This window comes from Erythrobacter sp. CCH5-A1, assembly GCF_001557115.1.
Lineage (GTDB): Bacteria > Pseudomonadota > Alphaproteobacteria > Sphingomonadales > Sphingomonadaceae > Erythrobacter.
On record NZ_LSKQ01000312.1, the window covers coordinates 20,378 to 31,275 of the forward strand.

The window sequence follows — 10,898 nt, forward strand, 5'->3', positions numbered from 1 at the left end:
CGTGTAGGAAAGTTGTTTTGCGGGGGGGCTTGGACTAGCGCAACCCGTAAGCCTCTTTCGCCAGCGCTTCCACTGTCGCGCGGTCAGGCGCGCCCTTGGGAGAGACCCAGCTGCCGCCCACGCACAGCACCGGATCGAAGGCGAGCCATTCGGGGGCGTTCTCGAGGCTGATCCCACCGGTCGGGCAGAAGCGCACATGGCCGAAGGGCGCGGCGAGCGCCTTCAGCGCGGGCAATCCGCCTGCCGCCATGGCCGGGAAGAACTTGAAGCGGTCGAGCCCGAGGTCCAGCCCGCGCATGATGTCGCCCGCATTGGCGATGCCGGGGAGGAAGGGCACGCCCGCCGCAACCGCCGCCTTGCCGAGGTTCTCGGTGAGGCCGGGGGAGACGATGAACTCGCTCCCGGCTTCCAGCGCCGCGTCGAGTTCGCGCGGGTTGGTGACGGTGCCTGCCCCGACGATCGCGCCCGGAACCTGCTTCATCGCCCGGATCGCGCCCAATGCCGCGGGGGTGCGCAGCGTGACTTCAAGCACACGCAGCCCGCCCGCGACCAGCGCTTCGGCGAGCGGGACCGCGTGGGCCTCGTCCTCGATCACGATCACCGGGATCACCGGCGCAGTGCGCATGATGGCGTCGATATTCATCACATTCCTCCCGTGGCGAGCATCGCCGAGGCGCCCTGTTCGGCCCCGTCGGCATAGCGGCGCAGCATGCCGAACAGCTCGCGGCCCGTGCCGAGTTCGGCTTGCGGATCGGTTGCCGGCTCGCGCGCGGCGAGATCGGCAGTGGTCGAAAGCTCGCCCGTCACCGCGCAGACCCGCACGACGTCGCCATCGCGTAGCCGCGCCAGCGGGCCTCCGCCGAGCGCCTCGGGGGTGCAATGGATCGCCGCGGGCACCTTGCCGCTCGCGCCCGACATGCGGCCATCTGTTACGAGCGCCACCTTGAAGCCGCGGTCCTGAAGCACGCCCAGGGGCGGGGTGAGCTTGTGGAGTTCGGGCATCCCGTTGGCGCGCGGGCCCTGGAAGCGGACGACCACCACCACGTCGCGGTCAAGCTCGCCCGCCTTGAAGGCAGCGGCGACGCTCGCCTGATCCTCGAAGACGCGGCACGGGGCTTCGACCGTCCAGCGTGTTTCGTCCACCGCCGAGGTCTTGAAGCAGGCGCGGCCGAGATTGCCTTCCAGCAGCCGCATCCCGCCATCGGGCTTGAAGGGCGTCGCGACCGGGCGCAGCATCGTGTCGTCTCCGCTCGGGCCGACCTCGCGCCACACGAGATCATCGCCGTCGAGCCCCGGCTCTTTCGCGTAGTCCGCAAAGCCGCCGCGCCCGACCGTCAGGATGTCGCCATGCGCGAGGCCGGCTTCCAGCAGCTCGCCGATGACAAAACCCATGCCGCCCGCGTTATGAAAATGGTTCACGTCGCCCGCGCCGTTGGGATAGACCTGCGCGATCAGCGGCACGGCGCTGGAGAGTTCGCTGAGGTCGTTCCAGTCGAAGATCACCCCCGCCGCGCGCGCCATGGCGGGCAGGTGGATCGCGTGGTTGGTCGAGCCGCCGGTCGCCAGCAGGCCCACGGCCGCGTTGACGATCGCCTTTTCGTCAACGACGAGACTGAGCGGGCGGTAGTCGTCGGACTTCCGGCCGATCTCCGCCACCCGGTGCACCGCCGCGCGGTCCAAGGCCTGGCGCAGCTTGGTGCCGGGGTTGATGAAGGCGGAATTGGGCACGTGGAGCCCCATCATCTCCATCATCATCTGGTTCGAATTGGCGGTGCCGAAGAAGGTGCAGGTGCCCTGCGAGTGGTAGCTGCCCATCTCGCTCGCCAGCAATTCGGCGCGGGTCGCCTTGCCCTCGGCATAGAGCTGGCGGACGCGCTGCTTTTCCTTGTTGGGAATGCCGCTCGGCATCGGCCCGCCGGGCACGAAGATCATCGGCAGGTGGCCGAAGCGCAGCGCGCCCATCAGCAGACCCGGCACGATCTTGTCGCAGATGCCGAGCAGGAGCGCGCCGTCGAACATCGCGTGGGAGAGCGCGACGGCGGTCGACAGGGCAATGACGTCGCGGCTGAAGAGCGACAGCTCCATCCCCGTCTCGCCCTGTGTCACCCCGTCGCACATCGCGGGCACGCCGCCCGCGACCTGCGCGGTGGCGCCGATCTCGCGGGCGTAGATCTTGAGCCGCTCGGGATAGCGGTAATAGGGCGCGTGGGCGCTAAGCATGTCGTTATAGGCGCTGACGATGCCGATATTCGCCCCGCGGCCTGCGACCAGCGCGGCCTTGTCCTCCTCCATCCCCGCATAGGCATGGGCGAGGTTGGAGCAGGAGACCGCCGAACGCTCGCCCATGTTGTCGCCCTCGCGGCGGATGAGGTCGAGATAGGCGCTGCGGCTAGCGCGCGAGTTTTCGATCACCCGCTGCGTCACCTTGTGAAGGGTGTCATTCATGCCACGTCACTCCGTCCCGTTCCGCCAGCGCGATCGCCGCGCTCGGGCCCCAGCTTCCCGCGGTGTAGGTCTTGGGGGTGAGGCCGTCCGCCTCCCAGCCGGCGCGGATCGCGTCCACCCAGTCCCACTGGGCTTCAACCTCGTCGCGTCGGACGAATAGGGTCTGGTCGCCCTCGACCAGATCGAGCAGCAGGCGTTCATAGGCGATGCGCCGCACCGCTCCGCTGAAGGCGTCGGGCATGGCGATGTTGAGCGGCACCTGCCGCAGGCGGATGCCCTCGCGATCGAGGCCGGGGACCTTGGCCATCAGCGAGAGGGTGATGTTCTCTTCGGGCTGGATGCCGATCACCAGCCGGTTGGGCTGCATCGTCGCGCCGCGCCCGGCGAAGATCGAGTGCGGCACGCAGCGGAACTGGATCACGATCTCGGTGACGCGCTTGGGCATGCGCTTGCCGGTCCTGAGGTAGAAGGGCACGCCCTTCCAGCGCCAGTTGTCGACATGGGCCTTGATCGCGACGAAGGTCTCGGTGTCCGATGGCTTTCCCAGTTCCTCGTCATAGCCCGGCACCGCCGCGCCCTGGATCGCGCCTGCGCGGTACTGCCCGGTGACGGTTTCATTGGAGCCGACCCGGCGCAGGGCACGCAGCACCTTGACCTTCTCGTCGCGCACGGCGGTCGCATCGAAGTGGGCGGGCGGCTCCATCGCCACCAGCGCGAGCAATTGGAGCATGTGGTTCTGCACCATGTCGCGGATCGCCCCAGCATCGTCGTAGAAGGCAACGCGCCCTTCGAGGCCGACGGTCTCGGCGACGGTGATCTGGACATGCTCGATATGCGCCGCGTTCCACAAGGGCTCGAACATGATGTTGGCGAACCGCAGCGCGAGCAGGTTCTGCACCGTCTCCTTGCCGAGATAGTGGTCGATGCGGAAAATGCGGCTCTCGGGGAAGGCGGCGGCAACCGCGTCGTTGATCTCGCGGCTGGTGGCAAGGTTGGTGCCCAGCGGCTTTTCGAGGCACATCCGCACGGTCTCGCCCGTCAGGCCCGCCGATTGCAGCCCCTTGATGGTCGGCTCGAACAGGCTCGGCGCGGTCGAGAGGAAGATCGCGAGGCCGCGGGCGGGCGTGCCGACCTTCTCGGCGAGCGCGCCGTAGCCTTCGAGCGTGGTCGCATCGAGGGTCTGGTAGGCGAGGCGGTTCAAGAACCCCGCCATGCTCCCGCGGCGTTCGGCGGGGAGATATTTCTCGAGCGCGGCGCGGGCGAAGTTGCGATACTCGCTGTCGCTCATGTCGGAGCGCGCGGTGCCGATGATGGCGAGGTCGGGCGCGAGCAGCCCGTCGGCATCGAGCGCGAACAGGCTCGGCAGCAGCATGCGCTGGGCAAGGTCGCCGGTGGCTCCGAACAGCAGCAGGCGGTCAGCGGTGAAGCTCATGGCGGATAGCCCCCTTCTTGCGTCGCGCCCTACCTAGGCGCGTGGGGGACTATCCGCCAGTGGGCGCATACTTATTCAATTTCGGCCACCTCCGGCGGGGCTGCGGTTCGCGCCAGCGGACCCGTCAAGCAGGCTTGCGCGCAAACACCCCGAAGCCCGCGATGATCGCGTAGCATGCCGCCGGGAGCACCAGCGCGAAGGCGAGGCTGGTCGCATCCGCCAGCGCGCCATACATCGGCGGGATGATCGCGCCGCCCGCGATGGCGACGTTGATGATCCCCGATCCATCCGCCGCGCGCGGGCCGAGCTTCTCGCAGGCGAGGCTGAAGATGGTCGGGAACATGATCGCGTTCATCAGGCCGACCGCGAGCAAGGAGTAGCCCGCCACCGTGCCGCTCGCGTTGGCCGCAACCGCGATCAGCGTGATCGCGCCCGCTGCCACCGCGGCGAGCGTCAGGCCCGGGCTGACGAAGCGCAACACCGCCGAGCCGATGAACCGCCCCACCAGCGCGCCGCCCCAGTAGAGCGAGATCAGCTTGCCCGCATCCTGCTCTCCGAGGCCGAGCACCTCAGGCTGCATCAGGAAGCTGACGATGAAGCTGCCGATCGCCACTTCCGCGCCGACATAGAGGAAGATGCAGGCCGCCCCGTAGCCGAAGCGCGGGCGCTTCAGCAGCGCGAGGCCATCGGCAAGGCTGGTCTGCTCGTGCTTCTCGCCCCCCAGCCGGTCGCGGAACAGCCACACCGCGCCCGCAACCACGGCGAGCGCCACGGCGAGGCCGAGATAGCCGCCCACGATCGCCTGGCTCTCGGCGGTGCGATAGGCGGCCAGTTCCTCGCCCGAAAGCTGCGCGGCGGTGACGCCGGCAAGGCTGCCGAGGATCAGGATCGCGCCGACATAGGGGAAGATCGTCGTCCCCAGCGAATTGAAGCCTTGCGCGAAGGTCAGGCGGCTGTGGGTCGTGCGCTCGGGCCCCAGAAGGCTGATCAGCGGGTTCGCGACGATCTGCACCAGCACCACGCCCGTCGCGAGGATGAAATAGGCGAACAGGAACATCGGGAAGAGCGCGGTCTGGCTTGCCGGGATGAACAGCAGGCACCCCGCCATCATCGTCACCAGCCCTGCCACCGCGCCGCGCATGTAGCCCAGCTTCTTCACCAGCCGCGCGCCGGGTATGCCCACCACCGCGTAGGCGATGAAGAACCAGAACTGCACCAGGCTCGCCTCGAAGAAGTTGAGCGTGAACAGCTCCTTGAGCTTGGGGATGATGACGTCGTTGAGCGAGGTGATCCCGCCGAAGATGAAGAACAGCGCGAAGACGAAATAGTTCAATCCCGGCGCGTCGACCTGCGGCGTGTCGCTTGCGCCAATCCCAGCGGCCGATGCCGCACCCGGTGACATTGCCATTTGCTGATCCCTCTCCCCGCGCGCCGTTGGCCCGCTCGCTTATTTTGCGAACGTTCACAATCAGCGCATCCGTGTCAACCTGCAAGAAGCGTGCGGCGATTTCCAGTGCGTATAGCAATGCAAGCGAGCCTTGCGCGGGGATAAGCTTGCGCCCTAGAGAGGCAGACATGACCGGGGGATCGAAAAGGCGGCCGACATCCTTCGATGTGGCGGAACGGGCGGGCGTGAGCCAGCCGACCGTCAGCCGTGCCCTCTCGGGCTCTCCCGCCATCGCCGAGGCGACTCGCCGCAAGGTGATCGAGGCAGCCGAGGCGCTGGGCTATTTCGTCGACGAGCGCGCGGCGCGGCTGCGGCGCGGTTCGACCGGCACGCTCGCGGTGGTCGTCATCTGCCGCGAGGGCGACAGCGCCTCCTCGATCAACCCCTTCGCCTATGCGCTGCTCGGCTCGGTCTGTGTCGCGGCCTCCGAACGCGGCTTCGAGACGCTGGTGAGCTTTCAGGCCCGGGCGCAGGATTTCTTCGGGCACTACCAGGAACAGGGCCGCGCCGACGGCCTCGTGGTGATCGGCACCACCACCAATGCCGCCGCATGGGAGCATTTCCGCGGGATCGAGAGCGAGGGCCGCAAGGTCGCCTATTGGGGCTCGCCCTTCGACGAGCTCGATTGGGTGCGCTCCGACAACCGCGCGGCCGGAAGGCTGGCGGTCGAGCATCTGCTCGCCGCCGGCTACAGGCGCCCCTGCTTCCTCGGCGCGCTGAACACCCCGCAGGTGCAGTTCACCGAACGCTACGAAGGCTATGCCGAAGCGATGCGCGCGGCGGGGCTGGAGCCGTGCCTTGCCCCCACGGTCAACGCCGCCACCCGCGAGGAGGAGGGCCGCCGCGCCGCGCGCCGCCTGATCGAGCGGGGCGAGGACATTGATGCGGTCTTCGCCGCCTGCGACGCGATGGCGCTGGGCGCGATCGAGGCCTTTGCCGCCGCCGATCTGTCCGTGCCGCACGCCGTGGGCGTGATGGGCTTCGACGATCTGGTCGCCGGCCGCTTCAGCCGACCGCCGCTCACCACCATCGCCCCCGATCCCGCCGAAGCGGGCGGGGCGCTGGTAGAAGCGGTGCTCGACGAAGGCGAAGCCGCCCGCCGCCGCGTGCCGGTGCGGCTGATCGCGCGCGGCAGCACCTTGCGTTCGGGATAGGCCTTGCTGCCAAAGCCCCGGCGCAAGGCGTGGCCGGACCTATTCTTCGTCGGGATCGGAAGCAGGCGCAGCATCCGTGCCGAAGAGGCGGTCGTTGTAGCCGTAATCCTGGCCGTTGGCTGCGCTCGCCGTCGTGATGGTGATGTCCATGTGGGGCGGCGATGCCGCGTATTCGATATTGCCCACGGCCGACAGGAAGATCGAGACGTCGCTGTTCCCGCCGCCGAACCAGAACACCGAAAAATTGCGTTCCGGATCCGAACCTGCGGCAGCCCATTGGCCGGTCACGTTGAAGGTGACTTCGCGGAACAGCACGGTGCCGGAAAGTGCCCCCGTGTCGTCGTTCTCGGTGAGATTGACCTTGGTCGGATATTCGCCCCGGTCATTCGGCCCGCTGGCGTAGTTCCACTGCCCCATCGTTACTCCGCCTATATTTGTCGAAGACCGCGAGGCTAACAGCTTTCCTAATCCGGGAAAGCGGTTTCTCCATCCGCGACCGCCGCGTTAGCCATGCGCGCCGAATTCGTTGGCGATGGCGGTGGAGATGCGCAGGGACAGCTCCTGCGCCCGTGCGATCGGCGTCATGAAGTCGCGCTCGTAGGCGCCGTAGCCTTCCTCGCCGCCATCGGGGTAGTCGCTCGGCTCGTCCAGCGGGAAGTCGCGCGGGCCGGGGATGCGCACCGGGAAGGCGCGGCGCAGCTGGGCGAGGGCCTCGTCGATGCGCAAGGTCAGCACCATGTCGATCACGTCGCGGCGGCTGATGTCGTTGGCGCGGCTGAAGGCGGGGACCGCGACCGCTTTCAGGAACATGTGCTGGAGCAGCGCGAGGCGCAGCGCCTGCAGCACGCCGATGCGGCGGCGCACATGCTCGCGCGCCTCGGTGTCGGCGGTATCACCCGGCAAGAGATCGAGCAGGCGGTGGAGCTTCAATGCATCGATCCTGAGGCGCGAGGCGAGGCGGCGGAACACCCCCGTCCGGTCGTCGCCCACCAGATATTCGGCGAGGGCGGCGCAGGCGCCGGCCAGGTGATCCTCGGTCCCGCGATAGGTGCGGCTCGCCCAATAGGCCGAGTTGAACAGCTCGCCATAGGCCGCCACGGTCTTGATGCTGGCGAGCGCATTGGCGCTGCGCACCAGCCGCATGATCTGCCGGCCGCGCGGGGAATCGGTAAGCAGCGCGGCGATTTCCTCGCGGTTGCCATCGGCCGCCGAGCCGACCCCGGCGATGACGTTCACCGGATAGCCCAATTGCTGGAGGATCGCATTGTGCGGAATCGCGCGGATCTGGCGCAAGCTCATCTCGCGGTCGGCGTTGATGTCGCTCTGGCGGCGCGAGACGCGGCTGCCAGTGGGGTTCAGGAGCCCGAGGCCGAAAGCGGTGACCGCGCGCGCATAGGTACGGCTGGCGAGGTGATCGCCCTGGTGCTCCTTCACCGCCCGGTAGAAATCGAGGCTGAGATCGGTGCGGTGATAGAAGGGGTCGGCGGGCGCGGCGAGATCGGCCTCGGCGGGGCGCAGTTCGGCGATGCGGGTAAGCGTGGCGAGCGCGAGTTCTGGGGTGGCGAAGAACAGGTAGCCGTCGCCGCCCTGAAAGCTGACTTCGGGCTCCAGCCGGATGCCCGCGCGGGCGAACCGTCGCCGCGCCCAGGGGGAGAGCGGCCATTCGAGCCGGTCTTGCAGCGAAGCAGGGTGCGCGCCGCGGCCCATGCTTTCGCCGTGGGTGTTGAACACCAGCGCGGCGATGTCGCCAAGGCCGTTCGCGGCCATCGCTTCGGCGAGGCGGCCTTGAAGGCGCTCGATCGCGAGGGCTGCGGGGACCTGCCCGACGAAGCGCCCGGCGTCGGAGAACCCGGTCTGCACCGCCACGCGCCCCCGCGCGCGGGCATAGGCGCGGTAGGCAGGCTCGGCGAGCAGCGCATCGAGGAACCGCCCGCCATGCTCCAGCGCCCGCTCGGTCTCGAACAGCGGCGAGACATCGACCTTGCCTTCCACCCCGAACAGCTTGGCGAAATAGAGCGCGGCGAGGACCGTGGCGGGCTGCTCGCATTCGGCCACCAGCATCCGGATCGGCGCGTCGGCGTCGATGTGCTTCAGGATCTGCGCCATCGCGATGAACTGGCGGATCGCGGTCGAGCTTTCAGTGGCGAGCGCGGCGAAATTGGTGCGCAGCGTTGCCGCCTCGTGGACCAGTCGCCGCAGGGTCATGAGCGCGCCCTTGCTGGCAAGGTCCACGCCCTCGTCGTCCTCGCCCAGCCGGCGGCGCACGGCGTTGTGGAGCTGTTTGGCGTTCACCCGGAAATGGATCCAGCCCATGCCGAGCCCGTCGGCCCGCATCGCGGCAGCAAGGGTGAGGAGGGCGATGGCGCGAGGCTCGGGCGCGCTTGTTGCTTCGCCTTCAAGCGCGGCGATGATCGGGGCCAGCGACAGCAGATTGTCGTCGCTGTGCGTGGTCAGCCGGTTGGCGGCGTTCGCCAGCGCCTCGGCGCTGGTGAGGTCCCCCGCGAAGTCCTCCGCACGCGCTGCGGCGAAGGCGGTAGCGGGCCTGAGGGTTGCGAGCAGCGGGTGGGCCGCGTCGAGCGCTTCCAGCGAAGCGGTGTAGCGCGCGAGGCGTTCGGCCTTTTCCTGCAGCCGGAAGGCGATCGAGGTGCGCCAGCCGATGTCCGTGCGCCCGTCCATGTCGTATCCGACCCAGCTGGCGAAGCGGAATGGCAGCGGACGAAGCCCGCGCCAGTCCTGCGGCCAGCGCCGGCGCGCCTCGTCCAGCAGGCGGGCGACGATCACGTCGCGCGCGTCCTGCGCCCGGGCCATCGCCGCCATCGCCGCCGCATGTTCCTGTTCGAGCGTCACAGCTGTGCGCGTGGCGCAAACGGCGCAGGCCGTGTCGTCGATATCCTGCGGCGCCGAGGCGGCAGCGGCCACGGCTTCGGATTGCGCATGAGACAGCAGGAACGTCGGGTGTGCAGTGAAGACCGCGTGGAGCTGCGGGTTTTGCCAGCGCGCGGCAAAGCTTTCGAAGTCGTCGGCCGCGCTTGCCATCGGCGCGGGCGATGGCGGGACGGCGAGCAAGGTGCGCAGCTTGCGGGCGCGCGCCTTCAGCCCGTCGCACTCCAGTTCCGCCACCAGCGCGGCGACATCATCCAGGCTGGTCTCGCCGCTCTCGATCGCCCGCGACAGATCGAGCGAGAGCTGGAACACCGGATTGAAGAGCGGCGTTTCCCGCGTGCGCTCGTGGAGTTCGCCCAGCCGCGCTTCGAGCGCCGCGACCGACTTCACGCTTCGCCTCCGTGCTCGCTGGCGAAGGCGGCGGCGGCGCCGAACAGGCCGGGTTGGGGGTGGACGATGAGCTTGACGGGGATCGACGCCATCAGGCTCTCGAACCGCCCCTTGGCCTTGAAGCGCGCGGCAAAGCCCGAGGTGAGCAGCGTCTCGCGGATGCGGTAGCCGAGGCCGCCGGCGATCACCACGCCGGCAAAGCCCCCCTGCGCCAGCGCCAAGTCGCCAGCGACCGAGCCCAACGCGAGGCAGAAGCGGTCGACCGCGGCGGCGGCCAGCGAGTCCTCTCCGCTGGTGCCGAGGTTCCAGATCTCGATCGCATCGCGCTCCGGCTCGGAACGATGTTCGAGCGCGGCAAGCGCCTGATAGATGTCGACGATCCCGGGCCCTGCCACCACCCGCTCGACCGAGACGCGGTTGTGGCGGCGGCGCAACCGGGCGAGGATCGCGTCCTCGATGGAGTCCAGAGGAGCGAAGTCGATGTGCCCGCCCTCGGTCGCCTGCACGCGGTAAGCTGCGCCCGAACGGTAGAGATGCGCGACACCCAGACCCGTCCCCGGCCCGAGCACCGAGATCGTGCCCTCGCGCCCCAGCGGCGCATCGGGGCCGGCGAGATGCAGGAACTGGCTGTCGTCGGCGCGCGCGACGGCATGGGCGACGGCGGCGAAATCATTGACGATGGTGTAGTCGCGCGCGCCGAGCTTTTCCGGGATCAGCGCGGGGCGGATGATCCACGGGTTGTTGGTGAAGCGGATCACCGGATTGGGCTTGCCGGGGCTGCCGACCGGGCCGGCGATGGCGATGCTCACGGCCGGGGGCAGGGTGCCCCCCTTGCGGTCACGATAGGCTTCCCACGCGGTCTGGAAGCTCGCATGGTCGGCGGTGTGGAGTGTTTCGGGCTCATCGAGGCTGATCGCGCCGTCCGCGCCGATCGAGGCAATGGCAAAGCGGGCATGGGTCCCGCCGATATCGACCACCACCACATCGCGCATCATTCGTGTCCCTGTCCCGCCGCGTCAGGGCCGAGGGTGTAGCAGGCGACGCGCGGAATTCCCACGCGCCGCATACTTATTCAAAATCGGGGGTCTTACTTGACGCCCATTTCCCCGAGCAGGCGCTGCGCGCCGTCGACCTTGTCCATCGTCCA

Annotated in this window: 8 protein-coding genes; 1 reads left to right on the top strand and 7 read right to left on the bottom strand. The window is 68.7% G+C overall.

Translation table 11 applies throughout. The annotated features are described in order from the left end of the window. Positions 1 to 34: 34 nt before the first annotated feature. The 4 genes from eda to AX708_RS18995 all read right to left on the bottom strand — a co-directional run bounded on the left by eda (position 35) and on the right by AX708_RS18995 (position 5,285). Complete coding sequence (eda, locus tag AX708_RS18980; protein ID WP_066528675.1) at positions 35 to 643, bottom strand: bifunctional 4-hydroxy-2-oxoglutarate aldolase/2-dehydro-3-deoxy-phosphogluconate aldolase; 609 nt, start codon at positions 641 to 643, stop codon at positions 35 to 37. After that, complete coding sequence (gene edd, locus AX708_RS18985) at positions 643 to 2,445, bottom strand: phosphogluconate dehydratase (protein WP_066528678.1); 1,803 nt, start codon at positions 2,443 to 2,445, stop codon at positions 643 to 645. The genes eda and edd overlap by 1 nt, the downstream gene beginning before the upstream one ends. Next, positions 2,438 to 3,877, bottom strand: a complete 1,440-nt coding sequence (gene zwf / locus AX708_RS18990) for a glucose-6-phosphate dehydrogenase (RefSeq protein ID WP_066528680.1) — start codon at positions 3,875 to 3,877, stop codon at positions 2,438 to 2,440. Before zwf ends, edd begins: the two co-directional genes overlap by 8 nt. Before the next feature lie 124 nt (positions 3,878 to 4,001). Beyond that, the gene (locus tag AX708_RS18995) at positions 4,002 to 5,285 is read right to left on the bottom strand and encodes a sugar MFS transporter (protein WP_066528682.1); all 1,284 of its coding nucleotides are present in this window, start codon (positions 5,283 to 5,285) and stop codon (positions 4,002 to 4,004) included. Positions 5,286 to 5,452: 167 nt separating this feature from the next. Between AX708_RS18995 and AX708_RS19000 the strand changes: the two genes are divergently transcribed. Further along, a complete protein-coding gene (locus AX708_RS19000) occupies positions 5,453 to 6,478 on the top strand; it encodes a LacI family DNA-binding transcriptional regulator (protein ID WP_082745532.1) in 1,026 nt (341 codons plus the stop codon). Between the two features lie 39 nt (positions 6,479 to 6,517). On the opposite strand, the gene AX708_RS19005 is transcribed toward AX708_RS19000, so the two are convergent. From AX708_RS19005 to AX708_RS19015, 3 genes are all read right to left on the bottom strand, one after another. Beyond that, positions 6,518 to 6,895 carry a hypothetical protein gene (locus tag AX708_RS19005; RefSeq protein ID WP_066528684.1) on the bottom strand — a complete coding sequence of 126 codons (378 nt, stop codon included), beginning with the start codon at positions 6,893 to 6,895 and terminating at the stop codon, positions 6,518 to 6,520. A gap of 87 nt (positions 6,896 to 6,982) precedes the next feature. Then, the gene (locus tag AX708_RS19010; RefSeq protein WP_066528686.1) at positions 6,983 to 9,751 is read right to left on the bottom strand and encodes a phosphoenolpyruvate carboxylase; all 2,769 of its coding nucleotides are present in this window, start codon (positions 9,749 to 9,751) and stop codon (positions 6,983 to 6,985) included. Then, positions 9,748 to 10,746 (bottom strand): glucokinase, encoded by a 999-nt coding sequence (locus tag AX708_RS19015; RefSeq protein WP_082747253.1) that lies wholly within the window; start codon positions 10,744 to 10,746, stop codon positions 9,748 to 9,750. Before AX708_RS19015 ends, AX708_RS19010 begins: the two co-directional genes overlap by 4 nt. Between the last annotated feature and the right edge of the window lie 152 nt (positions 10,747 to 10,898).